At 63.1% G+C, this 25,204-nt stretch carries 24 protein-coding genes and 2 riboswitches; of the genes, 21 read left to right on the top strand and 3 right to left on the bottom strand.

The genetic code is table 11. The annotated features are described in order from the left end of the window. Window positions 1-94 precede the first annotated feature (94 nt). Window positions 95-1,234, bottom strand: coding sequence for a glycine cleavage system aminomethyltransferase GcvT (gene gcvT / locus B9A97_RS11330; RefSeq protein WP_084365431.1), 1,140 nt, complete (start codon window positions 1,232-1,234; stop codon window positions 95-97). 147 nt (window positions 1,235-1,381) lie between these two features. Further along, window positions 1,382-1,470: riboswitch (glycine riboswitch) on the bottom strand. A gap of 279 nt (window positions 1,471-1,749) precedes the next feature. Between gcvT and B9A97_RS11335 the strand changes: the two genes are divergently transcribed. After that, a complete protein-coding gene (locus B9A97_RS11335) occupies window positions 1,750-2,124 on the top strand; it encodes a hypothetical protein (RefSeq protein WP_084365432.1) in 375 nt (124 codons plus the stop codon). A gap of 87 nt (window positions 2,125-2,211) precedes the next feature. Next, complete coding sequence (locus B9A97_RS11340; RefSeq protein ID WP_084365433.1) at window positions 2,212-3,237, top strand: DUF1775 domain-containing protein; 1,026 nt, start codon at window positions 2,212-2,214, stop codon at window positions 3,235-3,237. A gap of 56 nt (window positions 3,238-3,293) precedes the next feature. Here the strand turns inward: B9A97_RS11340 and B9A97_RS11345 are convergent, their stop codons facing one another. After that, window positions 3,294-3,563, bottom strand: coding sequence for a hypothetical protein (locus B9A97_RS11345; RefSeq protein ID WP_143530414.1), 270 nt, complete (start codon window positions 3,561-3,563; stop codon window positions 3,294-3,296). A gap of 244 nt (window positions 3,564-3,807) precedes the next feature. Between B9A97_RS11345 and B9A97_RS11350 the strand changes: the two genes are divergently transcribed. From B9A97_RS11350 to cobO, 13 genes are all read left to right on the top strand, one after another. Then, entirely contained in the window at window positions 3,808-4,344 is a 537-nt protein-coding gene (locus B9A97_RS11350) for a flavodoxin domain-containing protein (RefSeq protein ID WP_084365435.1), read from the top strand. Window positions 4,345-4,411: 67 nt separating this feature from the next. Then, entirely contained in the window at window positions 4,412-4,798 is a 387-nt protein-coding gene (crcB, locus tag B9A97_RS11355) for a fluoride efflux transporter CrcB (protein ID WP_084365436.1), read from the top strand. A 126-nt stretch (window positions 4,799-4,924) separates the two neighbouring features. After that, window positions 4,925-5,917: an RluA family pseudouridine synthase gene (locus tag B9A97_RS11360; protein WP_084365437.1), complete on the top strand. Its 993-nt coding sequence runs from the start codon at window positions 4,925-4,927 to the stop codon at window positions 5,915-5,917. Between the two features lie 50 nt (window positions 5,918-5,967). Then, window positions 5,968-6,621 carry an HAD-IA family hydrolase gene (locus B9A97_RS11365; RefSeq protein WP_084365438.1) on the top strand — a complete coding sequence of 218 codons (654 nt, stop codon included), beginning with the start codon at window positions 5,968-5,970 and terminating at the stop codon, window positions 6,619-6,621. A gap of 8 nt (window positions 6,622-6,629) precedes the next feature. Further along, window positions 6,630-7,415, top strand: a complete 786-nt coding sequence (locus B9A97_RS11370) for an ATP12 family chaperone protein (RefSeq protein ID WP_084365439.1) — start codon at window positions 6,630-6,632, stop codon at window positions 7,413-7,415. A gap of 71 nt (window positions 7,416-7,486) precedes the next feature. Continuing rightward, the gene (locus B9A97_RS11375; RefSeq protein ID WP_084365440.1) at window positions 7,487-8,323 is read left to right on the top strand and encodes a hypothetical protein; all 837 of its coding nucleotides are present in this window, start codon (window positions 7,487-7,489) and stop codon (window positions 8,321-8,323) included. Between the two features lie 49 nt (window positions 8,324-8,372). After that, window positions 8,373-8,742, top strand: a riboswitch (cobalamin riboswitch). 145 nt (window positions 8,743-8,887) lie between these two features. Continuing rightward, a complete protein-coding gene (locus B9A97_RS11380) occupies window positions 8,888-9,241 on the top strand; it encodes a hypothetical protein (RefSeq protein ID WP_084365441.1) in 354 nt (117 codons plus the stop codon). A 4-nt stretch (window positions 9,242-9,245) separates the two neighbouring features. Further along, window positions 9,246-9,770, top strand: coding sequence for a bifunctional adenosylcobinamide kinase/adenosylcobinamide-phosphate guanylyltransferase (gene cobU, locus B9A97_RS11385; RefSeq protein ID WP_084365442.1), 525 nt, complete (start codon window positions 9,246-9,248; stop codon window positions 9,768-9,770). A gap of 3 nt (window positions 9,771-9,773) precedes the next feature. Beyond that, on the top strand, window positions 9,774-10,853 hold the full coding sequence (gene cobW / locus B9A97_RS11390; protein WP_084365443.1) for a cobalamin biosynthesis protein CobW: 1,080 nt from the start codon (window positions 9,774-9,776) through the stop codon (window positions 10,851-10,853). Between the two features lie 7 nt (window positions 10,854-10,860). Then, the gene (gene cobN / locus B9A97_RS11395; protein ID WP_084365444.1) at window positions 10,861-14,820 is read left to right on the top strand and encodes a cobaltochelatase subunit CobN; all 3,960 of its coding nucleotides are present in this window, start codon (window positions 10,861-10,863) and stop codon (window positions 14,818-14,820) included. Window position 14,821: 1 nt separating this feature from the next. Next, window positions 14,822-15,211: a GFA family protein gene (locus B9A97_RS11400; protein ID WP_280164080.1), complete on the top strand. Its 390-nt coding sequence runs from the start codon at window positions 14,822-14,824 to the stop codon at window positions 15,209-15,211. Window positions 15,212-15,221: 10 nt separating this feature from the next. Next, window positions 15,222-15,638: a GNAT family N-acetyltransferase gene (locus B9A97_RS11405; RefSeq protein WP_244564188.1), complete on the top strand. Its 417-nt coding sequence runs from the start codon at window positions 15,222-15,224 to the stop codon at window positions 15,636-15,638. A gap of 17 nt (window positions 15,639-15,655) precedes the next feature. Continuing rightward, entirely contained in the window at window positions 15,656-16,285 is a 630-nt protein-coding gene (gene cobO / locus B9A97_RS11410) for a cob(I)yrinic acid a,c-diamide adenosyltransferase (RefSeq protein ID WP_084365447.1), read from the top strand. A gap of 17 nt (window positions 16,286-16,302) precedes the next feature. Here the strand turns inward: cobO and B9A97_RS11415 are convergent, their stop codons facing one another. Continuing rightward, entirely contained in the window at window positions 16,303-17,088 is a 786-nt protein-coding gene (locus B9A97_RS11415) for a TSUP family transporter (protein ID WP_084365448.1), read from the bottom strand. Between the two features lie 361 nt (window positions 17,089-17,449). On the opposite strand from B9A97_RS11415, the gene B9A97_RS11420 reads away from it, so the two are divergent. From B9A97_RS11420 to cobM, 6 genes are all read left to right on the top strand, one after another. Continuing rightward, window positions 17,450-18,856 (top strand): sirohydrochlorin chelatase, encoded by a 1,407-nt coding sequence (locus B9A97_RS11420; protein WP_084365544.1) that lies wholly within the window; start codon window positions 17,450-17,452, stop codon window positions 18,854-18,856. A gap of 926 nt (window positions 18,857-19,782) precedes the next feature. Next, window positions 19,783-20,418 (top strand): precorrin-8X methylmutase, encoded by a 636-nt coding sequence (locus B9A97_RS30005; protein ID WP_210189697.1) that lies wholly within the window; start codon window positions 19,783-19,785, stop codon window positions 20,416-20,418. Further along, window positions 20,411-21,640: a precorrin-6y C5,15-methyltransferase (decarboxylating) subunit CbiE gene (gene cbiE, locus B9A97_RS11430; protein ID WP_084365450.1), complete on the top strand. Its 1,230-nt coding sequence runs from the start codon at window positions 20,411-20,413 to the stop codon at window positions 21,638-21,640. Before B9A97_RS30005 ends, cbiE begins: the two co-directional genes overlap by 8 nt. Next, on the top strand, window positions 21,637-22,377 hold the full coding sequence (cobI, locus tag B9A97_RS11435) for a precorrin-2 C(20)-methyltransferase (protein WP_084365451.1): 741 nt from the start codon (window positions 21,637-21,639) through the stop codon (window positions 22,375-22,377). The genes cbiE and cobI overlap by 4 nt, the downstream gene beginning before the upstream one ends. Beyond that, on the top strand, window positions 22,377-24,410 hold the full coding sequence (gene cobJ / locus B9A97_RS11440; RefSeq protein WP_143530415.1) for a precorrin-3B C(17)-methyltransferase: 2,034 nt from the start codon (window positions 22,377-22,379) through the stop codon (window positions 24,408-24,410). Before cobI ends, cobJ begins: the two co-directional genes overlap by 1 nt. Then, window positions 24,407-25,195: a precorrin-4 C(11)-methyltransferase gene (gene cobM / locus B9A97_RS11445; protein ID WP_084365452.1), complete on the top strand. Its 789-nt coding sequence runs from the start codon at window positions 24,407-24,409 to the stop codon at window positions 25,193-25,195. Before cobJ ends, cobM begins: the two co-directional genes overlap by 4 nt. Window positions 25,196-25,204: the final 9 nt, after the last annotated feature.

The following is a 25,204-nucleotide window of genomic DNA, read 5'->3' on the forward strand; positions in this document are numbered from 1 at the left end:
GGCGAAAGGCCGCAGCCTGCTGATCTCCCCCCTCGTGGGGGAGATGGTCGGCAGACCAGAGGGGGGCTTGGGCTGTCAGCGGCATCATAAAACGTTACCGCTTGTAGGTGGGCTGGATGAAGGGAAGGGCGGTGACGGTGACAGGCAGATATTTGCCGCGCACCTCGGCGAAGATCGCCGTACCGGGACCGGCATATGCGGAGGGTACGTAGCCCATGGCGACGGGTCCGCCGGCGCTGGGGCCGAAGCCGCCGGATGTTACCTCGCCAATCTCGGTTGCGCCTTCGCTATCGGCGAAGAGTTTCGAATGGCCGCGGACGGGCGCCTTGCCTTCCGGCTTCAGACCGACGCGGCGGCGCGTCGTGCCCGCGTCGAGTTCCGGCAGGATGCGAGAAGCGCCGGGAAAGCCGCCTTGACGGGCGCCACCGCTGCGGCGCACCTTCTGGATCGCCCATTCAAGATCGGCCTCGATCGGCGAGGTCGTGGTGTCGATGTCGTTGCCATAGAGGCAGAGGCCTGCTTCCAGACGGAGGGAATCGCGTGCGCCAAGCCCGATCGGCTCGCAATCCGGATGCGCGAGCAGCGCCTTTGCCAGATTCGTCGCCTTGTCGGCCGGCACCGAGATTTCGAAACCGTCCTCGCCGGAATAGCCGGAACGGGAGACGATGCAGGGGCTGTCATGAAGCGAAACCTCACGCACATCCATGAATTTCATCTCGGCAATTTCGGGTGCAAGCTCCGAAAGCACCGCCTGCGAACGCGGCCCCTGAAGCGCCAGCAAAGCCTGGTCCTCGACATAGGTGATGTCGCAGGTTTCCGACAGATGCGCCTGCATATGGGCGATATCGGCGTCCTTGCAGCCGGCATTGACGACGACATAGAGGCGATCACCGAGATTGGTGATCATCAGGTCGTCGAGAATTCCGCCATTGGCGTCCGTGAAGAAGCCGTAGCGCTGGCGCCCAGGCTTCAGGCCGAGAATATCAACTGGCACAAGGCCTTCGAGCGCAAGGGCGGCATCTTCGATCCGGCCAGATTTGGCGCGCAGGATGACCTGGCCCATATGCGAGACATCGAACAGCCCGGCATTCTCGCGGGTGTGAAGGTGCTCCTTCAACACCCCGGCGGGATACTGCACCGGCATGGAGTATCCGGCAAACGGAACCATCTTGGCGCCGAGCGACAGGTGAAGATCGTATAGCGGGGTGGTCTTGAGGTCGGTCTGGTCGTCCAAAGGTGCCTCCGGTCCGGCGCGGTCGCGCCTGCTCAATGGTTGACGCTCCGCGCGTCGGTTCATGAGCCCCCTCTGTCCGTTTGCCTGAGATTGTTATCCCTTCGGCGCACCTCACCTTTCGGCGAGATATCTCTCCAGAGTTTCAGTCGGCACCTTGTGGTCCTTTGGCCTGAGAGTTTCCGGGGCGGTTGCTCCTTCGGCACCGGAGTGAACCGGTTTCTCCCGACAAGGTGGCATCAGCTTTAGCCGCCGGCCCCAAGCTTTGGCAAGGGTGTCACGTCGTTATGAAGCAAATTTTTGTCGCGCGACTGCCAGGCGTGCGCGATAAGGCCTTGTCCTCAGCCTATGGGCTGCGTCCCCTTTCTTATATCCGCCTGCCGTTTGTGATGCCGTGCCGGTTTGTTGCGCCGGATCAAAGACAGGTTCGATCGCTGTGGCAACATGGCGCATATTGTTAGTGGGACTTTGATTTTCGGCAGGAAAGCCGGTACTCAGGTTTCGACTCGGAGGGCCTCATGGCAAAGCGGACGGCAAGAATGGCAACGGTGATGCTGCGCATGATCTGCGCGCTGGCCGTTGTGCTGCTTGCATTTGCCCACAAGCCGCCGGAAACGGTCGCGGCAATCGTGCAGAATGTCACGCTGCAATTGCCCGATGGCAGCTATGCCGATCTTTGCATCGGCGACCACGCCACCGAACATCCGGAAATGGCACGCTATTGCGAAGTCTGCGTGCTTTGCCATTCGATCGCGCTGCCCGGTCCTGATGATCATGCGTGGCTTCTGACGAGCACCGAGGCGGGGGTAGCCGCAACGCTGGTAAAGACCTCTGTTGTGCCAGCCCTCGGCGTCGCTCGGCCGCGCTCGCGGGCGCCGCCTGCAGTCTCCTGATACTCTGACCATCCAATTCCATCCGCTTCACGCCGTTGACGGCATCACGGACGCGCCGCAACGAGCCGCCCGTTCAGGAGAATGACCATGAAGACTATTTTTTCCGCCGCCGCCGCTTTTGCCTGCTTGGGAGCAGGTTCGGCCCATGCCCACGCCACATTTGCCAATACGCCGGTTCAGCCGGAATCGACCGTCGTTGCCGTGCTTCAGGTTCCGCATGGCTGCGATGGGAAAGCGACCACCGAAGTGCAGATGATCCTGCCCGAGGGCTTCATCTCGGCAAAGCCGCAGCCTAAGCCCGGTTGGGAACTGGAGGTCGTGAAGGGCGACTACCAGAAGGCCTATGAGGATCACGGCAAGAAGGTCACCAGCGGGCCCGTCGAGATCCGCTGGAAGAACGGAAATCTTCCTGACGAATTTTATGACACCTTCATCGTTCGGGGCAAGGTTACCGGCGTCGAGCCGGGCGGCGCGCTGCCGTTCAAGGTAACCCAGCTTTGCGGTTCCGATGCCAAGGTTGCCTGGGATGAAATCGCTGGCCCCGGCGTCGATCCGCATTCGCTGAAAGGTCCTGCACCGCTCCTGAAGGTCGCGGGTGGTGACGCCGCCGCCGCCGGACATGACGCTCATGCGGGTCACGATGCCCATGCCGGTCACGGTGCCGGTCATGATGCGCATGCAGGTCACGACATGGACGCCAATGCAGTCGCACCAGCGGGTACAGAGACAGTCAAGCTTGGTGATCTGGAACTGACCGGTGGCTTCACACGGGCCATGCTGCCTGGCCAGCCTGTTGGCGGCGGGTTCATCACCATCAAGAACGCCGGTGGCACGGATGACCGGCTGATCGCTGCGGAATCAAGCGTTGCAGGTGAAGTTGAACTGCACGAAATGGCCGTCGTCAACGACGTTATGAAGATGCGCAAGCTCGCGGACGGCATTCCGGTGCCGTCAGGTCAGACGGTGGAACTGAAGCCCGGCGGTCTGCACCTGATGTTCATGGCCGTAAAGGAGCCCTTCGTCGAGGGCGGCAAGGTCACGGTCAAGCTGACGTTTGAAAAGGCAGGCGCTGTCGACGTCGTGCTGCCCGTGGGCCCGGCCCGGGGCAAATAACGCTTTTTGATTTCTTTCGCCAAACGCCATCGCGCCGGCGCATGCCGGTGCGGTGGTCAGAAGCTCTCGTAGGCCTCAAGCGTTGCCTGCAGCGAGGCGTTTTGCTTCGACTGGTGGCCACCCGTCATGAATTTCAGCGCCGAAGACGTTGAATCGCTCACCGTCGCCGAGATCTGAGCCGTGTAGATGTCTTCGGACGGCGCTTCCTTGTCCACGGACTTGCGCGTTTCCTTCACATGCGTGCTGCGCGACACCTTTGGTGGCGTCTTCATCGCCTCCGCGACATAGGCGGCGGTATGGGCCGATACTGTTACAACCTGTGTCATGTCGTTCACCGTTTTTTCTTATAGGCGTCTATTTTACTCCCCCTGTGTCTCTCCATCTTTGCGAAAAAACCTAAGATTTTATGCACTTCCGCCCTTTGCGGCGCGGCAGATTGGCGCGCGTCTTTGGTCAGGGTTGCCAAGAGGTTAAAATTTGGACAACCTCGGGCCTCTAAGCCAAAAAAAAATTACGGGTTGCCGATGCTGCGGCCCGCGGCAATCGATAATTTGTGGGAGGGGAAGTGTTATGATCGTTCTGGTCGGATATGTCACGATCGAGGGGCAATCGCGAAAGATAGCCGAGTCCGTTGCGGCTGCCGTGGAGAGGACCGGCAATCGCGCCGTGCTGTTCAACGTCATGTCGATGGCGGAATATGCGCTCGAGCGGCCGGAGGCGGCAATCCTCTGCGCGCCGATCCATGGCGGTCGTTATCCCGCTCCCTTTGCCGGCTTTGTCACGCGCGAGCGCGACTTCCTCAACTCCGTGCCGAGCGCCTTTATCTCCGTGTCGCTGTTCATCGCCAGCGAATATGAGGAGGAGCGAGAGGAAGCCCGTCACTTCCCGGATGCGTTGCTGGCCGAAAGCGGCTGGACGCCGCGCCATGTGCATCACGCCGCCGGTGCTCTGCGCTACACCGAGTATGATTTCTTCAAGCGCTGGATGGTGAAGCGGCTGGCCGCACGCGAAGGGGCGCCGACGAACACCGCCAAAGATTTTGAGCTGACGGATTGGGATGCGTTGGAGAGTTTCGTCACCGCTTTTGTTGCGGAGGCCAAGTCCTGATCTGCGCCAAGTCTTTTCATAACGTGGCGCCGATGCCGGTTGTCGCGGCAATAGCCGGAGACGCACAATGCTGAACCTGGTTTTGGTCGGTGTCGGCGGCGCCGTCGGGTCCATCTGCCGCTACCTCGTCGGCATGGGCGCTCTGCGGCTGTTAGGACCGGCATTTCCCTGGGGCACGCTGATCGTCAACCTGTTCGGGTCGTTCCTGATCGGCGTTCTGGTCGAATTGATCGTGGCGCGGTTTGCCGCTTCAAGCGAACTCCGGCTCTTTCTGGTCACCGGCTTCCTGGGCGGCTTCACCACGTTTTCGTCGTTTTCGCTCGATGCATTTGCGCTCTATGAGCGGGGCGAGGTCGTGCCGGCCTTCGCCTATGTTGCGGCGAGCCTGGTGCTGTCGCTTGCCGCCGTCGCAGCCGGTGTCGTTGTAACGCGCTCGATCCTGCAGGCCCTTTGACGGTCTTCCGTCGGGAGAGGGGCGTTTTTGGCTTTCCATCAAGTGTGCAAATGCTCTAAAGCCTCATGCAAAGACGGGCGGCCGGTCACGGCGATCGCGACCCGACAAGAAGGCGAAGGCTAGAATATGGCGGGCATCGAGCACATCACTGTCAACGCGGACGAGGCGGGAATGCGCCTCGATCGCTGGTTCAAGACCCATTATCCGGGGCTTGGCTTCGGGCAGTTGCAGAAACTGCTGCGGTCCGGCCAGGTCAGGGTCGACGGCGGCCGCGTGAAGACGGATGCGCGGGTGCAGCCGGGCCAGGTGGTGCGCGTGCCGCCGCTGGATGTGGATCTCAAGGTCAAGAACGGTCCCATCGGTCAGCATGATCTCAAGCATTCCGAAGACGGCGAGCTACTGTCGCGCATGCTGCTGCATGAAGACGAGAAAGTCTTCGTGCTCAACAAGCCGGCCGGTCTTGCCGTCCAGGGTGGCTCCGGCCTCAATCGCCATATCGACCAGATGCTGGAGGCCTGGACCAGCAAGAAGGGTGAAAAACCGCGGCTGGTGCACCGGCTGGACCGCGATACCTCGGGTGTTCTTGTTGTGGCCCGCACCCGCGGCGCCGCGCAAAAGCTGACGGCAGCGTTTCGCGAGCGCGACACCAAGAAGACCTATTGGGCACTGGTGAAGGGCGTGCCGCGCAAGCGCGAAGACAAGATCTCGACCTGGCTGGTGAAGGAACAGACCATCGATGGCGACCGCATGCGGATCGCCAAGCATGGCGAAGAGGGCGCCGATCACGCCATCTCCTATTACCGGGTGCTTGAAACGGCGGGGCAAAACCTCGCATGGCTTGAGATGGAGCCCTATACCGGGCGTACGCACCAGTTGCGTGTCCATGCGCTGCATCTGGGACATCCGATCCTCGGGGACCCCAAGTATTTCGTTGAAGATCACAATTGGGATTTCCCCGGCGGCATGCAGAAGCGCCTGCATCTCCATGCCCGCCACATCGATATTCCCCACCCCAATGGCGGTCGGCTGAAGGTGACCGCGCCGCTGCCGCCGCACATGGTCCAGAGCTGGAACCTCTTGGGGCTGGACCTGGAGAGCGGCGCCCGCGACGACGACTGACCTTGCCGCGGTCCAGATGACCGCCGGCATTTTCGAAAGCGAACAATCTCATGAAGCTTGTCCTGTTTGATTGCGATGGCACGCTGGTTGACAGCGCGCGGTTGATCCACGAGGTGATGCGGCGCACCTTCGTGCAGTTCGGGCATGCGGAGCCGCAACTGGCGGACACCAAGGCGATCATTGGCCTGACCCTCGACATCGCCATTGCGCGCATGCAGGGCAAGGCCCATGCCGACGACGAGGCCGTGGCGATGATGGGCTACTACAAGTCGATCTTTGCCGAGGTGCGGGCGCTGCCCGGTTATCACGAGCCCCTGTTTGACGGCATTTCCGACCTGATCGGCACGCTGGCCCGCCGAGACGATCTTCTGCTCGGTGCGGTCACCGGCAAGTCACGCCGTGGCCTGAAGATGATCCTTGAGACTCACGGCTTTGCTCCGCATTTCGTCGTTTCGCGCACGGCGGATGACTGCCCGTCCAAACCCCATCCGGCGATGGTCACCGAATGCTGCGACGAGATGGGCATCGATCCGCGCGACACCCTTGTCGTGGGCGATGCCATCTACGATATGATGATGGCAAAATCGGCTGGCGCCACCGCCATCGGCGTGTCCTGGGGGTATGCCTCCACCGCCGACCTTATGGCGTCCGGCGCCGATGCGATCGTCACCCGCGCCGGGGACATCCTTCAACATATCCAGTGAGTTAAGACATGCGCGACCTGTTCGACATCTTCAACATCCAGCAGAGCGACCCGGATCCGGTGCGGCGCGCGCAGTTGCAGATGCATCGGCCGCTGCCCAAACGGTTTTACACCGCAGTCCAGGTCGAGCCGGTCGAGGCTGGCTTTGAAGTGCGGCTCGATGGCAAGACGGTCCGCACCCCGGCGCGCAAGGCGCTTGCGGTGCCGAAGGAGCGGCTTGCACACCTGATTGCCGCGGAATGGGAGGCCCAGGTCGAGGTGATCGATCCCCATTCCATGCCCGTGACCCGTCTGGTCAACACCGCGCTGGACGCGGTTTCGGATCAGGTCGAAGCCGTACTCGAGGATATCGCGCGCTTCTCGCAAAGCGATATGCTGTGCTACCGGGCGGAAGAGCCCGAGGGTCTGGTGGAGCGTCAGGTTCACGGGTGGGATCCGGTGCTGGAATGGGTGGCTGAAACCCATGGCGCGCGATTTTTGCTGGCCGGCGGCATCATTCACCAGGAGCAGCCGGCACAGTCGCTGCAGGCATTTCGCGAGGCATTGCAGGCCTATGCCGAGCCGATCCGGCTGTCGGCCCTGCACACCATTACCACGCTGACCGGCTCGGCAATCCTGGCGCTTGCCGCGGCGGAGGGGAGGTTGTCCCTGGATGAGGCCTGGGCGCTCGCCCATCTCGACGAGGACTGGACCAATGAGCATTGGGGAACGGATGAGGAAGCCGAGGCGAGGCGCGGCAAACGTTTCGTCGACATGCAGGCTGCGATGGCCGTAATCCAGGCGGTCCAGACCTGAATTAACGCTTCGCTAACCATGTTCAAACATCCTGCAGGGCACCGAGAATCATCCCTGTCAGGATCCGTTCCATGCCCTTCCGCTGGCTCCAGGCCGCTTTTGCATTGCTGCTCATCGCTGTCCTGTCTTCCTGCAGCCTGACGGGGCGACAGCCGATCGAACGGCCACTCTATTACGACGTGCGCGATGTCGGTGTGATCGCCGATGCAAGGGTATCGCGGGTGCTGATCGCCGGTGTCGACCGTCGGATTGCCGAGGCGATCGCTGTCACGCGGCGGCCGGTTGCTCTGCCGCGCGTGGTCCTGACCGTTTCGATCCGCGATTACGCGCCGTCGGGTGGATTTGGCGACCGCCGGCCGCGCGCGACCTTCAAGGTCGTGGCGACGTCGGTCGATAACGGCATGGATATCGCGGCCGGCACCTTCACCGTCTACAGCGCCACCGACAACCCCTATATGATCGATGAAAGCCTGGCCGAGGAGGTCAGCGCACGGGTGCGCTTTGCCTTCTCGCTGGCAACCCCGCCTGTGGTGCGCAGAGAACGTCCGCGTCCCTCTTCGACTCGCCTGCAGCCACAGCCAGCGGCCCAGCCGACGACCGCCGAGCCGGTTACGGCTCCAGCCCCGCAGGCACCCGTTCAGCCGACGGAGCCGGCTCCGGCACCGGCGGCTGCACCCAGCGCGCCAGCGGCTGCCCCGGCGGCGCGTCCGATCCCGCCGGTCATTCCGCCCGTGATTCCGCCAGTCGTCCCAGCAGCACCGACGCCGGCTGCGCCGAAGGCTTCTTCCAATACGCCTGAAGCCACCGTTGGGACCAATGTGGAGGAGGGTGCAAAGGGCTCCATCAAGCTCGGTGAGCCCGTCTGCGACCCCAAGGAAGATCCCGAGTGCCAGCAACCGGCGCAGTAACGGTGGCGTGGCGATGAGGTCGATTGACTTCCCCCTGTGGCGGGCCTAATCATCTGGTCATAAGGATGGTTCCTGTCGTCTTGCAAGGGAGGGCGGGAAGCAAAAGGGAATGTGAAAAGGCGGACCCAGACAGGGCGCCTCTATCGCAGCCGACCCCGCGACTGTAGAGCGGCGAGGTATCCCCATCCGATCTGTTGTTTCTGGTGCGACCGGACCGCATGCTGCGGACGGGTATCGGATACGGTAGAGAGGAAAAGCCACTGGCGTGGCATTGTGAGCAACCAGGGCGGACGCCTCCAGATCTACGAATCGTCCGCTCTTTACAATGCCGTGACGCGCCGGGAAGGCGAGGGGACACCGATGGTCCAACCGGACCGAAACCGCGAGCCAGGAGACCTGCCATCCGTGCCGGGCCCCTCGGGAGCCCACGACCTGGGGCATGTTGCCCCGTTGCCAGCACGGAGGTTGTCGTGGCGACAGACAGTATTGGTGGACGAGTCCGGCCACGTGCCGGCATTTCGTGTTTGATGTCCTTCCTGCGCTCCTCCGCGGGGAGGCGCTAGCATGGTTCGACCCTTTCCTTCCCTGATTCTTGGCTTCTGGGTGCTGCTTCTGGCCGCCCTTGCCTTTGCCGTTCTTCCGCTTGTCATGCCAAGGCCGGCACCGCCCGTCTCAGACCCTCCGGATGCTTTGATCGATTCGGCACCTGGGGCAGCGCCTGGGCGCCAGCCGCTGGCAGGCCAATTGGCGGTCCCGGCATCTTCCTTGTTCGCCGATGGCAAGGCTCCGCCCTCTCCAGCAGCCTCTGGTTCTGGAGCGCTGTTTGCCTCTCCGATTCCCCTGACCGGGGTGCGGCCACCCGTGGCTTTTGCCGATCGTCCGGGTGGGCTGTTCGCCGCGCCTGTGGAAGGGCGGTGAAGGCATGTCCAGTCTGATTTCGAGGGCGGTGCTGGTTCTCGGCGGTGCCCGATCCGGCAAGTCCCGCTTTGCCGAGGAGTTGTGCGGCCAGTCCGGGCTTGAGCGCCACTATGTGGCGACCGGCCGCGCCTGGGATGACGAGATGCGCGATCGGATCGCCCAACATCGCCTCGACCGGGGTGATGGCTGGATGACCCATGAGGAGCCGGTGCAACTCGCTGACATCCTGCGGCGGATCGATGCGCCCGACCGGGTCGTGCTGGTGGATTGCCTGACGCTCTGGGTGACGAACCTGATGCTGGACGAGGCGGACATACCGGCGCGCTGCGCCGAGCTGACCGCCTTGCTGCCGACGCTTTCCGCCCGGGTGGTGTTTGTTTCCAATGAAGTCGGTCTTGGGATCGTGCCCGAAAACCGCATGGCGCGGGATTTCCGCGATCATGCCGGGCGACTTCACCAGATGGTCGCAGCTGTTGCGGCCGAAGTCTATTTTGTCGCGGCCGGATTGCCGCTGAAAATGAAGGGTTGAACCATGTTGCAGCAAAAGATTCCGGCAACCGTGATCACGGGTTTCCTCGGCGCCGGCAAGACAACGATCATCCGCAACATGCTGATGAATGCCAATGGCAAGAAGATCGCGCTGATCATCAACGAATTCGGCGATCTCGGCGTGGACGGCGACGTGTTGAAGGGCTGCGGTGCGGAGAATTGCACCGAAGACGACATTATCGAGCTGACCAATGGCTGCATCTGCTGCACGGTTGCCGATGATTTTGTGCCGACGATGCAGAAGCTGCTGGAGCGGGACGTCAAGCCGGACCATATCGTCATTGAAACCTCGGGCCTGGCTTTGCCGCAGCCACTGGTCGCGGCCTTCAACTGGCCCGACATCCGCACCCGCGTGACCGTGGATGGCGTTGTGACCGTGGTGGATAGCGCCGCGGTCGCGGCCGGCCGGTTCGCCGATGACCACGACAAGGTGGATGCGGCACGCGCCGCCGACGAGAGCCTTGATCATGAGAGCCCGATCGAGGAACTGTTTGAGGACCAGCTCACCTGCGCTGACCTGATCGTGCTCAACAAGACCGACCTGCTTGATGCGGAAGGCATCGCTGCCGTGCGTGCCGAGGTCTCCGGCCGGACCGCGCGCAAGCCGGCGCTGGTGGAGGCCAGGAATGGTGAGGTTCCGGCGATCGTCTTGCTCGGTATCGGTGCCGGCACCGAGGACGATATTGCAAACCGCAAGTCGCATCACGAGCTGGAGCACGAGGCGGCCCATGCGGCAGGCGATGATCATGACCATCTGCACCATCACGACCATGACGAATTCGAAAGCTTCGTCCTGAAGCTTGGATCGATTGCCGATCCCGCCGAATTCGTCGAGCGGCTGAAGCCGGTCATCGAGACCCATGACATCCTGCGCCTCAAGGGCTTCATCGATGTGCCCGGCAAGCCGATGCGGCTGGTCATCCAGGCGGTCGGCACCCGCATCGACACCTATTTCGACCGTCCCTGGACCTCGACCGAGAAGCGCGAAACGCGCCTCGTCGTCATCGGCCTGCATGAATGGGATTTCAGCGCCGTCGTCGAGGCCGTGCAGGGCGCCGTGTGAGCGCGGCATGCATCTCCTCCTAGCCCAGAAGGGTTCGATTGCCGACGGCGAGGAGGCGATCGATCTTGGCCAGACACCCGGCGACGTGCTGTTCCTGTCGGCGGCGGATACTGAACTGGCGGCGATTGCCGCTGCCGTGTCCGCGCGGACCGACGGACCGCGCTTCCGGCTGGCCAGCCTGATGAGCCTGAAACACCCGATGTCGGTGGACACCTATGTCGAGCGCAGCGCCCGCCATGCCCGGCTGATCGTGGTGCGGGCGCTGGGAGGCGCCAGCTACTTCCATTATGCACTGGAAGCTTTGCATGCCGCAGCCCGCCGGTCGGGTGCTGGTATCGTGGTCTTGCCGGGCGACGACAAACTGGATCCGGGGCTCGATCGCTTCAACGCATGTTCCAGCGAGGATCGGTCGGCACTCTGGTCCTATCTTGTCGAGGGCGGGGATGCCAATGCGCGGGCCTTTGTCGATTATGCTGCGGCCATGCTGGGCGAGGGCGAGCGACCTGGGCCTGCCGCGCCGCTGCTGAAATCCGGCATCTGGTGGCCCGGCCGCGGGGTTGTCGGTCTTGGAGAATGGCAGGAGCTGGCGCCGCAAAACCGGCCGGTCGCAGCGATCTGCTTCTACCGCGCGCTGGTGCAGAGTGGCGAGATCAGGCCGGTGGAAGCGCTGATCGCGGCGCTTGCCGAGCAGGGCCTCAGCGCCCTGCCGGTCTTCGTCTCGAGCCTCAAGGACTCGGTGTCGGTCGCGACGATCAGGGCGATTTTCGCAGAAGCACCGCCGGCCGTCGTCCTCAACACCACAGGCTTTGCGGTATCGGCCCCTGGCAGTGTCGGCGCCTCGACGGTGCTGGACGAGGGCGGCGCGGTGGTATTGCAGGCACTGTTTTCCAGCTCCAGCCGGGAGGCCTGGGCGAGCTCAGCCCAAGGCCTTTCGGCTCGCGATCTGGCGATGAATGTCGCGCTGCCCGAGGTCGACGGCCGCATCATGACCCGTGCCGTTTCCTTCAAGGCGGCAGCACGTTTTGATGCCCGGGTGGAAACCAATATCGTCAGTCACGATCCCGATTTCGACAGGGCGGCATTCGTAGCACGGCTTGCCGCCAACTGGGCGCGGCTTCGCTCGACGCCCCCGGCTGAGCGTCACGTGGCCCTGATCATGGCCAATTATCCAAACCGCGACGGGCGCCTTGGAAACGGTGTCGGCCTCGATACGCCGGCTGGCACGATGGAAGTGTTGCGGGCGATGCAGGCGGCTGGCTATGACACGGGCAGCCTGCCAACGGACGGCGACGCGCTGATTTCCTATCTCATGGCTGGCCCCACCAATGCCGCCCGAGATGGTCGTGAGATCCGCGAGGTCATTTCCCTACATGATTACATAGAGTTCTTTGAATCTCTTCCTGCTCCTGTGAAGGATGCGGTTTCGTCGAGGTGGGGGGCACCGGAAGGCGATCCGTTTTTCACCGAGGGTGTGTTTGCCTTGCCGATTGCCCGGTTTGGACAGGTGGCGGTCGGCATCCAGCCAGCGCGCGGCTACAATATCGACCCGAAGGAAAGCTATCATTCGCCCGACCTCGTGCCGCCGCATGGCTATCTCGCCTTCTATGCCTATCTCAGGCGGACCTTCGGTGCCCATGCGCTGATCCACATGGGCAAGCACGGCAATCTCGAATGGCTGCCGGGCAAGGCGCTGGCCCTTTCGCCGGCCTGCTTTCCCGAGGCGGTGCTTGGTCCCTTGCCGCATCTCTATCCCTTCATCGTCAACGATCCCGGCGAGGGCACCCAGGCGAAGCGACGGACGTCAGCCGTAATCATCGACCATCTGACGCCGCCGCTGACACGGGCGGAAAGCTATGGACCCCTCAAGGATCTCGAGGCCTTGGTGGACGAGTATTACGAGGCTGCCGGCGGCGATCCCAGGCGCCTCAAGCTGTTGAAAAAGCAGATCCTGGAACTCATCGCCGATATCGGCCTGGACCAGGATGCGGGCATTGCCGCAGGCGAGGCGGAGGACGTGGCACTCCAAAAACTCGACGCCTATCTCTGCGACCTCAAGGAGATGCAGATCCGCGATGGGTTGCATATTTTCGGCCTGGCGCCGGAAGGACGGCTGTTGACGGACCTGACGGTGGCGCTGGCGCGGGTGCCGCGCGGAACGGGTGAGGGCGGCGACCAAAGCCTGCAGCGGGCGATTGCCTGGGATGCGGGACTTTGTGGGGCACGACATTCCGCGCCTGCTTCAGCGACCGGAATACCCCCCTCTGCCTTGCCAGGCATCTCCCCCTCAAGGGGGGAGATCGACCCAGCGATGCCGCCCGCTCAATCGGAAAAGGCTGAGCAAGATCAAGGCGCCAACCCCAAATCGATCTCCCACCTTGAGGGGGAGATGTCCGGCAGGACAGAGGGGGGTACGCCGAAAAGTGACGCTGGCGGCTTAACCCACTTCGACCCGCTCGACTGCAGCATGTCCGCCCATTGGACCGGTCCCCGCCCCGACATCCTGGCCGGCCTCACCGACCAGCCGTGGCGAACCCAAGGTGACACCGTAGAGCGCATCGAACTTCTGGCTTCCGCACTGGTGGCGGGCGAGATCGCCTGTCCTGATCACTGGCATCGGACCAGGACCGTGCTTGAGGAGATCGAATGCCGGTTGAAACCGTCAATCCTGCAATCCGGGCCGGCCGAGATTGCCGGCCTGCTGACGGGGCTCGACGGGCGGTTTGTGGCGCCGGGACCTTCGGGCGCACCGACGCGCGGACGTCCTGACGTGCTGCCGACCGGCCGCAACTTCTATTCCGTCGATAGCCGCTCGGTGCCGACGCCGGCGGCCTATGAGCTCGGCAAAAAATCTGCCGAACTGCTGGTTGCCCGCTATGCCCAGGACAATGGCGAATGGCCGGTTTCCTTCGGCCTCACGGCCTGGGGGACGTCGAACATGCGCACCGGCGGCGATGATATCGCCCAGGCGCTGGCGCTGATCGGCGTTAAGCCGGTCTGGGACATGGCGTCGCGACGCGTGACGGGCTACGAGATCCTTCCGCCAGCGCTGCTGGGCCGACCGCGGGTCGATGTGACACTGCGGATTTCCGGTTTCTTTCGCGACGCCTTTCCCGAGCAGATCGCGCTCTATGACAAGGCGGTCCGGGCTGTGGCCGCGCTTGACGAGGACGAGGCCGACAACCCGATTGCGGCCCGCGTCCGGGCCGAGACCACGTACTTGATGGCCGGCGGGGCCGACGAGACCTCCGCGCGTCGCCGTGCGGGGTATCGGGTCTTCGGTTCCAAGCCGGGTGCCTATGGGGCTGGCCTTCAGGCGCTGATCGATGAAAAAGGCTGGGAGCGTCGGGCCGATCTGGCCGAGGCCTATCTGGTCTGGGGCAGCTACGCCTATGGCGCCGATGTCGAGGGCAAGGCCGAGCGCGGCCTGTTGGAGGAGCGCCTGCGGGGCGTGCAGGCCGTGGTGCAGAACCAGGATAATCGCGAACACGACCTGCTGGACAGCGATGACTATTACCAGTTCGAGGGTGGCATGACGGCCGCCATCGAACACGTCGCCGGGAACAGGCCCCGCGTTTATCACAACGATCATTCTCGCCCGGAGCGGCCCGTCATCCGCTCGCTTGAGGAGGAGATCGGCCGGGTGGTGCGCGCGCGGGTGGTCAATCCCAAGTGGATCGACGGCGTCATGCGCCACGGCTACAAGGGCGCTTTCGAGATCGCGGCGACGGTCGATTACATGTTTGCCTTCTCGGCCACCACGGGTGCGGTGCGCGACCACCATTTCGAGGCCGTGTATCAGGCCTTTGTCCTGGATGATCGGGTGCGCGAGTTCATGGCTGACAAGAATGCGCCTGCTTTGCGGGACCTCGCGGAACGCCTGATCGAGGCGATCGAGCGCGGGCTGTGGACGCCCAAGAGCAATTCGGCCCGGTATGGGCTTGAGGCGCTGGCGCGGGAGGTCGTGTGATATGGCGAGGCTATCAGGTCACTGTCTGTGCGGGAGCGTCCGCTTCACAATATCAGGCGCGGTGCGTGGCGCGCTGCATTGCCATTGCCAAGCGTGCCGCAGGGCGACGTCTTCGCCGTTGACAACCTTCGTGACCGTCGCCCGGTCGGATGCCGAAATATCAGGAGATAGCTATCGGCTGTATGCCTCGTCGCCGGGCGTGAGCCGCGGATTTTGTGGAACTTGCGGTTCGCCGATGTCCTATGTGTCCGACCAACGTCCTGACGAGATTGATTTTTACGTCGCAAGCCTTGACGATGCATCGTCGATCATCATTCGTGAACATGGCTATTGGGGCGAGCGGGTTTCGTGGCTCAACGTGGTCGACGACTTGCCGAAGAATGAAGCATAGGATGGATAGAATGGTCGATATCAGCCTTGTCGATGCGGAAGACGAGGATTTTGCCAAGGGGGTGCTGGACATCCTCGATGCCTCCGCGCGCGATCTGGGCCGTCCCTTCGAGCCCAATACCGTGCAGTTCCGGGCTGGTGATGCCGATGGACATCTTTTCGGCGGGCTGGTCGGGTCTGAGGTTCAGGGCTGGTTCTTCGTCAAGTATCTGGCGGTGACGGCCGAGGTCCGCGGCCAGGGCGTGGGCGCCCGGCTTCTGGCCGCGGCAGAGCAATTGGCAAGGGATCGGGGCTTGGCAGGTGTGTATCTCGACACGTTCGATTTCCAGGCGCCGCGCTTTTACAGTCGCGAGGGCTATGTCGAAATGGGTCGGCTGCCGGCCGCTGGCGGCGCACCGCAGCGCATCTGGTTCGTCAAGGCATTCTAGGAGTTGGAGAGCGTATTATGACCGCGGAAACACTTCCTGACGATGCTGACCTCGTGCGTCACGCCGAGAAGATGGCCAAGAAAAAGGCCGCCCGTGAGAAGATCATGGCCACCAAGACAGGCGAAAAGGGCCTGGTGATCGTCCATACCGGCAAGGGCAAGGGCAAGTCATCGGCCGCCTTCGGCATGATCTTCCGCCATATCGCCCATGGCCGCCAATGCGCCGTCGTGCAATTCATCAAGGGCGCGATGTCGACCGGCGAGCGGGATCTGATCCTCAAGCATTTTTCCGATGTCTGTGCGTTCCACACCATGGGCGAGGGCTTTACCTGGGAAACCCAGGACAAGGCCCGCGACATCGCCATGGCAAAGGCGGCCTGGGAGAAAGCCAAGGAACTTATCCGCGATCCCGCAAACCTCATGGTGCTGCTGGACGAGATCAACATCGCCATTCGCTACGACTATATCGATATTGCGGAGGTCGTGGAGTTTCTCTCCAGCGAGAAGCCCGAGATGACCCATGTGGTGCTGACTGGCCGCAACGCCAAGGAAGAACTGATCGAGATCGCCGATCTGGTCACCGAGATGGAACTGGTGAAGCACCCGTTCCGCTCCGGTATCAAGGCGCAGATCGGCGTCGAGTTTTAAGTTCTGCGAACGACGACTCAGAGGCCGGTCCAGATCCGCAGGGGATTGGAGGGATCGGCCAGCAGCCTCACAGCCATCGCGCAGCAGGAGAGGACCAGCAGCGGCTTGATGATGCGGGCACCGCCGCGCATGGCGAAACGCGAGCCGATCTGCGCACCGAGGAACTGGCCAAGCCCCATGATCAGGCCGATTTTCCAGAGCACCGCGCCGGTGAAGACGAAGACGAGGAAGGCGCCGGCATTCGAGCCGAAGTTCAGCAACTTCGTGTGCGCGGTCGCCTTCAGCATGCCGAAGCCGGCAAGCGAAACGAAGGCCAGCATGAAAAACGATCCCGTGCCTGGGCCGAACACGCCGTCATAGAAGCCAATGAGCGGAACAAATGTGACCCCGAACAGGAATGGTGTCATGCGTCGATGGCTGTCCTGGTCGCTGAGATTTGGCTTCAGCGCGAAATAAAGCGCGATCGACACCAGGAGCACGGGCATGATTGCCCTTAGGACATCGCCGGGCACCATGGCGGCAAATCCCGCGCCGATGATGCCGCCGGCCGCTGCGACGAGCGCCATCGGCAATTGCGCCTTCAGGTCTACATGGCCACGCCGGGCATAGGCAATCGTCGCCGAAGCCGATCCGAACTGCGACTGCAGCTTGTTCGTCCCCAGCGTTTCCAGCGGCGGTATGCCGGCAATCAGCATCGCGGGGAGGGTGATCAGACCGCCGCCGCCGGCAATCGAATCGACGAAGCCGGCAAAGACCGCTGCCAGGAACAGCAGAAACAGGGTGTGAAGCATGATTTCAGGCACGGCAATGACCTTGAATGGTGTGGTGCCTCGGGTTGATCCGGGGGCGCATCGCTATCGCAGAATTGCTTGCGGCCTGAAAGGTCGATTGGCGCCAGTTTCGCCAAATAATCCGCCTCTGATGTTGGTGAGCCCGGCTTTGCGCAGATGGCGGCGAGAATGACGCAAACGGGTTTGACCTGATGCAGGCGACTGGATAAAGCTCTTGCCATGTGCGACGGCGCCTGTTCGACAGGCTGGAAATAGTCCGGTGCGGCCGACCCAAGCAGGGGGCCAATTCCGGAGCTGTCCCAATGGCCATGGAACCGCTTGAGGCGGCTCCGGCGCTTCGTACATGCCGATTTTTGCGAAGCAGGAGGCCCATATGGCGGAAAAACTCGGAATCATGGTCTGCGGACACGGTAGCCGCAATCAGAACGCGGCGCGGGAGTTTGCTGTTATTGCGGAGGCGCTGAAGGCCCGCAATCCCGACATGCCGGTCGAGTATGGCTACCTCGAATTCTGCAACCCCGTCATTGCCGAGGGGCTGGATCGCCTGCGGGCGCAAGGGGTGACGCGCGTTCTCGCCGTGCCGGGCATGCTGTTTGCCGCCGGTCACGCGAAGAACGACATCCCCTCTGTCCTCAATACCTACCAGGCCCAGCATCCCGGCTTCGTGATCAATTATGGCCGCGAACTTGGCATTGATCTGAAGATGATCCGGGCGGCCGGCGATCGAATCCAGGAGGCTGTCGATGCGGTCAATGCCGAGCATGGGTTCGTCGATCGCCACGACACGCTGTTGATGGTGGTCGGGCGTGGCTCGTCCGATCCAGATGCCAATTCCAACGCCACGAAGGTCATGCGCATGCTCTGGGAAGGCATGGGCTTTGGCTGGGGCGAAACCTGCTATTCCGGCGTGACCTTTCCGCTGGTCGAGCCCGGTCTGACCCATGCGGCAAAGCTCGGCTACAAGCGCATCGTCGTTTTCCCGTATTTCCTGTTCACCGGCGTGCTGGTGAAGCGCATCTATTCCTACACGGACGAGGTTGCGGCCCGTCATCCCGAGATCCAGTTCGTCAAGGCGGGTTATCTCAACGATCACCCGCTGGTGCTCGACGCCTTCCAGGACCGCGTGCGCGAGACGCTGGAAGGGCAGGCGGTCATGAACTGCCAGATGTGCAAGTACCGCGAACAGGTGCTGGGTTTCGAGGCGGATATCGGGCGGCCCCAGGAAAGCCATCACCACCATGTCGAGGGGATCGGCGGCGGCTTGGAAAACTGTCCGTGCAAGGGGGATTGCGATGCCTCCTGCCGTGACGAGGATTTCTGTCGCCAGCATGGCCTGCCGTTTACGCCGCTGCATTCCCATGCGGAGCCAAATGCCCTGGAGCCGGTGTTCGATTACGGCGCCTCCGTCACCCTCGGCGGAAAATATGCTCATCTGATGAATGCAGCACCCGATGCCGATCTTCAGGCGGTGATGGATGCGCCGTCGACGGGGAAAGCCCATGGTCACGAGCATGGGCCGGACTGCGGCTGCGGTCACCATCACGATCATGGTCACCATCACCACGACCACGGGCACCACCACGACCATGGGCATGACCGCAATCATGACCACGGGCACCATCACCACGATGACCACGGGCATCATCACGACCATTCGCACGGTCATGCGCATGACCATGCCCATGGTCACGGCCACGGGCACGGGCATGATCATCACCACGCGCCCTATCCCCATGCGGACCATCCGCTGGGACCGAGATCGATGCAGAAGAAGAAGTGATGGCGCTGTTCGACCGCTATCTGATCGTCGACTGGTCCGGGGCCGGTCAACCGGTCACGGGCAAGAACTCGCTCTGGGCGTGCCTCGTCCGGCGCGAGGGCGATGGTCATGCGATCGAGTGGAACGAGAATTTCTCAACGCGCCACGCCTTCATGCAGCGGCTTGCTGCGGTGGTCGGTTCAGCCGTCGCCGAAGGCCATCGTCTGCTTTGTGGCTTCGACTTCGCCTTTGGTTACCCCGAGGGAACCGCCGAGCGGCTGGCGCAGGAGCCCAACTGGCGGTCCCTCTGGCGCAAGATCGCCGACGAAATCGAGGATGCGTCCGACAACCGTAACAACCGCTTCGATCTCGCCTCGCGCTGGAATGCAATTCATTTTTCCGGCGAGCCGCGCTTCTGGGGACGGCCGCATCAGCATGTCTATGCCAATCTCTCCGACAAGAAGCCGCCGGCACCGGCCCAGGCGCCACTTGCCTTTCGCAGATCGGAACAGTTTGCCAAGGGAGCGAAATCCGTCTGGCAATTGAGCTACAACGGCTCCGTGGGCAGCCAGACACTGCTCGGCATTGCCAGGCTGTCGCGCTTTCTGGACGAGAGCGACCACGGGAAAGACGTCGCCGTATGGCCGTTCGAGACCGGCTTTGCTGCGAATTTCGCCAAGCCTGTTGTTTTCGCCGAAATCTATCCGTCGCTGTTCGCTCTGATCGCTCAGGACGAGGTTAGGGACCAGGCGCAGGTCAGGACGGTTGCCGAAGCCTTTGCCCGCTTTGACGCGGACGGGCGGCTTGGCAGGCTACTTGATCGCCCACCGATGCTGTCTGACGCGGAGGTGGCGACATCGCTTTCCGAGGAGGGCTGGGTGCTCGGCATCGGTCACGAAGCCCTAAAGGTGGCCGCCTCTGGCCCCGCCAGCGAAGAGATTGCGTCCGTGAGCGACTATATCCGCGATCCCGCGGAAATCTACCGGCAGTCCTTTGCCACGATCCGGCGAGAAGCGGATTTGTCCCGCTTTTCCAATGGCATGGAAGCCTTGGCTATCAGGCTGATTCATGCTTGCGGCATGATCGATGTGGTCGATGACATTGCTTTTTCCGAGGGGGCCTTCGAGGCGGGTGCGGCAGCCCTTCTGAAAGGAGCGCCTGTCCTCTGCGATGCCGAGATGGTGCGTCACGGGATCATCCGGCGGCTGCTCCCCGATGACAATCCGGTTCTTTGCCTTTTGAACGATGAGCGCGTGCGGCCGCGGGCGGCCGAGATCGGCAATACCAGGTCCGCCGCGCAGGTCGATCTGTGGGACCAGCATCTGGCCGGCGCTGTCGTGGCGATCGGCAATGCGCCGACAGCGCTGTTCCGGCTCCTGGAGCGGGTGGATGCAGGGGCGCCGATGCCGGCGCTTGTGCTCGGTTTTCCCGTCGGTTTCGTCGGCGCCGCCGAAAGCAAGGAGGCTTTGATCTCTAGTCGCAGCGGCATTCCCTATATTGCGGTGCGCGGCCGGCGCGGTGGCTCTGCCATGGCATCGGCGGCCGTCAACGCCATCGCGGGAGGCCTTGGTGCCAATGACTAAGGTGTGGCTGACAGTGATTGGGGTTGGCGACAACGGGCTTGAGAGCCTGACGCCGGAAGCGCAGGCGCTGTTGTGGCAGGCCGAGACCATTGTGCTCGGGGAACGGCTGGAGGGCGTGCTGGCGGGCGGCACGCTGCCGAACCTCAAGCGCGTCCTGAACTGGAGCGCCGGCTTCCGAGATACCCTGCAGGCGCTGTTGAAACTGCGTGGCCAGCCGGTCACGGTCCTTGCCACAGGCGATCCCATGCATTTTGGCATCGGTGCCACCTTGCGTCGCTATGTCGATGCCGAGGAGTTGCGCATCCTGCCAAGCCCATCGGCCTTTTCGCTGGCGGCCGCCCGGTTGGGCTGGCCCTTGCAGCAGGTGGCGCAGATATCACTCCATGGTCGTCCGGTTGAGCATCTCAATCGCCATATCCTGCCGCGGGCGCGCATCATCGCTCTGACGTCGGATCGGGAGACGGCGGGCCAAGTCGCCGAGATGCTGGTTGCCCGGGGTTTTGGCGGCTCGAAACTGGCCATACTTGAACACATGGGCGGTGTGGCCGAGCGACGACTGGACCTGAGCGCCGAGGAGTTCTGCGAGGAACCGCCCGAGATTGCGGATTTCTTTGCGCTGGCGATCGATTGCGCCGGTGGCGGACCGCTGCAGGCGCTGATCCCCGGTCTTCCCGATGATGCCTTCCGGCATGATGGCCAATTGACCAAGCGGGAGGTGAGGGCGGTCACGCTCTCCCTGCTCGCGCCTTTCCCGAATGCCACCCTCTGGGATGTCGGTGCGGGTTGCGGTTCGATCTCCATCGAATGGCTGCGCACGGGCATGGGCACCGAGGCGGTGGCAATCGAGAGCAAGCCGGAACGCGTGGCCATGATCGAGGCGAATGCTGGGAGGCTCGGCGTGCCGGATCTCAGAATCGTCGAGGGATCTGCACCGGATGCCTTGCTCGATCTTGATGATCCCGATGTGATCTTCATCGGCGGCGGTATCACACATGAGGGCGTGTTCGAGGCGTGCTGGACCGCGCTGCAACCTGGGGGACGGTTGGTTGCCAATGCGGTGACCGTTGAGGGAGAAGCGCGGCTTGCCATGCTGCGCCAAGCCCATGGCGGCGAACTCACCCGCATTGCCGTCAGCCGTGCCGCCCCGGTCGGCCGCTATTGCGGCTGGAAGGCGTTGATGCCGGTGACGATCTGGGCCGTGACCAAAGGCGGTGAGACATGAGCGGCAAACTCTACGGGCTGGGTCTCGGGCCCGGTGATCCTGAACTGCTGACCTTGAAGGCGCATCGCATCCTCACATCAGCCCCTGTCATTGCCTATCCGGCGCCTGACACCGGCCCGAGCTTTGCCCGTCGCATCGTGGCGCCCTACCTGCTCGCGAGCCAGATCGAGGTGCCGATCGTCGTGCCGATGCGCATCGAGCGTTTTCCGGCCCAGGACATTTATGATGCGGCCGCGCGCGAGCTGTCGAGCCATCTCGATGCCGGGCGTGATGTCGCTGTTCTCTGCGAGGGCGATCCGTTCTTCTACGGCTCGTTCATGTATCTGTTCGAACGCCTGGCAGAGCGCTATCCGACGGAAGTCGTGCCGGGTGTGTCCTCCGTCATGGCGAGTGCTGCCGCCCTCGGCCGTCCGCTTGCGGCGCGCAATGACGTGCTGTCGGTGGTGCCGGGGCCTCTTGACGATGCGACAATGCGGGCGCGCATCGACGCGGCGCACGCCATTGTCATCATCAAGGTGGGCCGGCATTTTCATCGTCTTCGGGCCTTGATCGATGCCATGGGGCTGACAGCCAAGGCCGCCTATGTCGAACGCGTCAGCCTGGATGAGGAACGGCTGCTGCCGCTGGCTGATGTGCCCGGCGATACCGCGCCCTATTTTTCCCAGATCCTGATCTACAAGGGGTCTGAGAACTGGCACCTCGGGTCATCGGCCAGCGATAGCCGGGAGCCCGGCTGATGACCGGGGAGCCAAGACCCGCTGTGGTGATACTGTCGGAGGCTGCCCGTGAGACCGGCGAACGCATTGCGCGGGCGCTGGGTGGTGAGCTGCATGGGGCAGCCGCGCGGGTCGCGGGCGCCGATGTGTCTTTCACCGAGGCCAAAGCGCATCTCCAATCCCTGTTCCTGGCCGGACGCCCTGTCGTGGCCGTCATGGCCTCGGGCGCGCTGATCCGGATCCTGGCACCCGTTCTTGCCGACAAACACCGGGAGCCGCCGGTGCTTGCGGTGTCTGAGGATGGTTCCTCAGTCGTGCCGCTGCTTGGCGGCCATCACGGTGCCAACGACCTGGCGCGGCAGATTGCCTCTGAACTTGGCGGCCACGCCGCAATCACCACCGCCGGCGACCTGAAGTTCGGCGTGGCACTCGACCAGCCGCCTGCGGGTTATGTGCTCGCCAATCCTGGCAATGCCAAGGCTGTGATGGCAGAGCTTGTGGCGGGTGCGGGGGTGCGGCTGACTCTTGGCGTACCGTGCTCGGATACCCCCCTCTGGCCTGCCGGCCATCTCCCCCTCAAGGGGGGAGATCGGATTGCCGCAGGCGTCTCGACCGTCGCTGTCGGATCTGGGGATGCCGAACGGGACTCCCAGCCGATCTCCCCCCTTGAGGGGGAGATGGCCGGCAGGCCGGAGGGGGGTATGTCCCGCACGACTGGCTCCCGTGAAACCCCAATCGCCGCCTGGCTCCACAATTCAAGACTTCCCTTCGACAAAGAGGCCCGCGTGACGCTGACCGTGACCGATACACAAAAGAAACCTGACGGCCTGGAGCTGGTCTATCACCCCAAGACGCTGGTGCTAGGCATGGGCTGTGAGCGCCATGCGTCGGCTGAAGAAGCGATTGCGCTGGCCGAACAGGCCTTGCAGACGGCCGGATTGGCGCGGGAGAGCCTCGCGGCCGTCGTATCCATCGATCTCAAGGCAGACGAGGCGGCGATCCATGCGGTCGCCCGGCATTTCGGTGTGCCCGCACGCTTCTTCACCGCCGCCCGGCTGGAGCAGGAGGCGCCGCGGCTCAAGAACCCGTCTGACGTGGTTTTTGCAGAGGTTGGCTGCCATGGCGTGGCCGAAGGTGCGGCACTGGCTGCGACCGGCGCGTCTGGCGAGCTCGTCGTTGCCAAGATCAAGTCGAAGGGAGCGACGGCGGCGATTGCCCGTGCAGCCGATCTCGTCGATCCTGACAACATCGGCCGGGCGCGCGGCAAGCTCTTCGTCGTCGGCATCGGGCCGGGCGCCGATCAGTGGCGCTCGCCGGAAGTGTCGCAGATGGTCGCCGCCTCCACCGATCTTGTCGGTTACTCGCTTTATCTAGACCTGCTTGGGCCCCTGGCTGAGGGCAAGGTCCGCCATGATTTCGATCTCGGCAAGGAAGAGGCGCGCGTGGTGCATGCGATGGAACTGGCGGGTGAGGGCAAGGCCGTTTCCCTGGTCTGCTCCGGCGATGCCGGCATCTATGCCATGGCGACCCTGGTGTTCGAACTGTTCGATAAGGGCGGGATCACCGATGCGGCTAGCAGGATAGAGGTGCAGGTCTCGCCGGGAATATCGGCGCTGCAGGCCGCCGCTGCCCGTGTCGGCGCGCCGCTCGGCCATGATTTCTGCACGATTTCGCTCTCCGACCTCCTAACCCCCTGGGAGCATATCCAGCGCCGGGTGAAGGCGGCGGGGGAGGGCGATTTCGTGATCGCCTTCTACAATCCGGTGTCGATGAAGCGTCGCACGCAGCTTGCCTATGCGCGGGACGAACTGGTGAAGCACCGACCGCAGGACACACCTGTTATCCTCGCCACCAATCTCGGTCGCGAGGGGGAACTGGTGCGCGTCGTGCCGCTCGGGGAGTTGAATGTCGATGATGTCGACATGCTGACGGTCGTGGTGGTCGGCTCGTCCGAGAGCCGAACTGTGCGAACCGGCGATGGCAAGACCTGGGTCTACACGCCGCGCGGCTATTCCGGCAAAGCCGGCAGCGGAATGAAGGGAAGCGAAGCATGACCGTCTATTTCATTGGTGCGGGGCCGGGCGCCCCCGATCTCATCACTGTTCGCGGACTGAGGCTGATCGAGCGCTGCCCGGTCTGCCTTTACGCCGGGTCGCTGGTGCCGGAGGAAATCGTCAAGGCGGCTCCGGAAGGTGCCATCGTCAAGGATACGGCGCCGATGCATCTCGATGAGATCGTCGCAGACATTCAAGCGGCCCATGCCCGCGGCGAGGACGTGGCGCGCGTGCATTCGGGCGATCCCTCGATCTATGGCGCCATTGCCGAGCAGATGCGCCGGCTCGACGCGCTTGATATTCCCTATGACGTCGTGCCCGGCGTGCCGGCCTTCGCGGCCACGGCGGCGCGGCTGAAGACAGAACTGACCCTTCCCGAAATCGCCCAGACCGTCATCGTCACCCGCACCGAGATGAAGGCGTCGTCGATGCCGGAGTTCGAGACGCTGGACATCCTGGGCAAGTCCCGCGCGACGCTCGCCATTCACCTTTCGATCCGGAACCTCACCCATATTCGCGACACGCTGACCCCCTATTATGGCGAGGATTGCCCCGTCATCATCGCCTATCGCTCGACCTGGCCGGACGAACTCTTCATCCGCACGACATTGAAGGGCATGGCGGAGGAGGTGCGCAAGGCCAAGATCACCCGCACGGCGCTGATCATGCTCGGCAAGGTTTTTGGGTCGGTCGAGTTTCGCGACAGCGATCTCTATAATGCCGATTTTACCCACGTGCTCAGAAATGCTGGCAAGAAGGCGAAGAAGGCCAAGGCGGCCGGATAGGCGGTTGCG

It is taken from the genome of Rhizobium sp. RU36D (assembly GCF_900176345.1).
In the GTDB taxonomy this organism is placed as follows: domain Bacteria; phylum Pseudomonadota; class Alphaproteobacteria; order Rhizobiales; family Rhizobiaceae; genus Allorhizobium.

Bases quoted from the DNA above. Each gene is read 5' to 3' on its own strand.
- B9A97_RS11340 (WP_084365433.1), top strand. From the start codon at position 2,212: ATGAAGACTATTTTTTCCGCCGCCGCCGCTTTTGCCTGCTTGGGAGCA.
- cobM (WP_084365452.1), top strand. From the start codon at position 24,407: ATGACCGTCTATTTCATTGGTGCGGGGCCGGGCGCCCCCGATCTCATC.
- cobU (WP_084365442.1), top strand. From the start codon at position 9,246: ATGTCCAGTCTGATTTCGAGGGCGGTGCTGGTTCTCGGCGGTGCCCGA.
- crcB (WP_084365436.1), top strand. From the start codon at position 4,412: ATGCTGAACCTGGTTTTGGTCGGTGTCGGCGGCGCCGTCGGGTCCATC.
- cobW (WP_084365443.1), top strand. From the start codon at position 9,774: ATGTTGCAGCAAAAGATTCCGGCAACCGTGATCACGGGTTTCCTCGGC.
- cobI (WP_084365451.1), top strand. From the start codon at position 21,637: ATGAGCGGCAAACTCTACGGGCTGGGTCTCGGGCCCGGTGATCCTGAA.
- cobN (WP_084365444.1), top strand. From the start codon at position 10,861: ATGCATCTCCTCCTAGCCCAGAAGGGTTCGATTGCCGACGGCGAGGAG.
- B9A97_RS11370 (WP_084365439.1), top strand. From the start codon at position 6,630: ATGCGCGACCTGTTCGACATCTTCAACATCCAGCAGAGCGACCCGGAT.
- B9A97_RS11360 (WP_084365437.1), top strand. From the start codon at position 4,925: ATGGCGGGCATCGAGCACATCACTGTCAACGCGGACGAGGCGGGAATG.
- cobO (WP_084365447.1), top strand. From the start codon at position 15,656: ATGACCGCGGAAACACTTCCTGACGATGCTGACCTCGTGCGTCACGCC.
- B9A97_RS11345 (WP_143530414.1), bottom strand. From the start codon at position 3,563: ATGACACAGGTTGTAACAGTATCGGCCCATACCGCCGCCTATGTCGCG.
- B9A97_RS11400 (WP_280164080.1), top strand. From the start codon at position 14,822: ATGGCGAGGCTATCAGGTCACTGTCTGTGCGGGAGCGTCCGCTTCACA.
- cbiE (WP_084365450.1), top strand. From the start codon at position 20,411: ATGACTAAGGTGTGGCTGACAGTGATTGGGGTTGGCGACAACGGGCTT.
- B9A97_RS11335 (WP_084365432.1), top strand. From the start codon at position 1,750: ATGGCAAAGCGGACGGCAAGAATGGCAACGGTGATGCTGCGCATGATC.
- B9A97_RS11375 (WP_084365440.1), top strand. From the start codon at position 7,487: ATGCCCTTCCGCTGGCTCCAGGCCGCTTTTGCATTGCTGCTCATCGCT.
- B9A97_RS11405 (WP_244564188.1), top strand. From the start codon at position 15,222: ATGGTCGATATCAGCCTTGTCGATGCGGAAGACGAGGATTTTGCCAAG.
- B9A97_RS11365 (WP_084365438.1), top strand. From the start codon at position 5,968: ATGAAGCTTGTCCTGTTTGATTGCGATGGCACGCTGGTTGACAGCGCG.
- B9A97_RS11380 (WP_084365441.1), top strand. From the start codon at position 8,888: ATGGTTCGACCCTTTCCTTCCCTGATTCTTGGCTTCTGGGTGCTGCTT.
- B9A97_RS11420 (WP_084365544.1), top strand. From the start codon at position 17,450: ATGGCGGAAAAACTCGGAATCATGGTCTGCGGACACGGTAGCCGCAAT.
- B9A97_RS11350 (WP_084365435.1), top strand. From the start codon at position 3,808: ATGATCGTTCTGGTCGGATATGTCACGATCGAGGGGCAATCGCGAAAG.
- cobJ (WP_143530415.1), top strand. From the start codon at position 22,377: ATGACCGGGGAGCCAAGACCCGCTGTGGTGATACTGTCGGAGGCTGCC.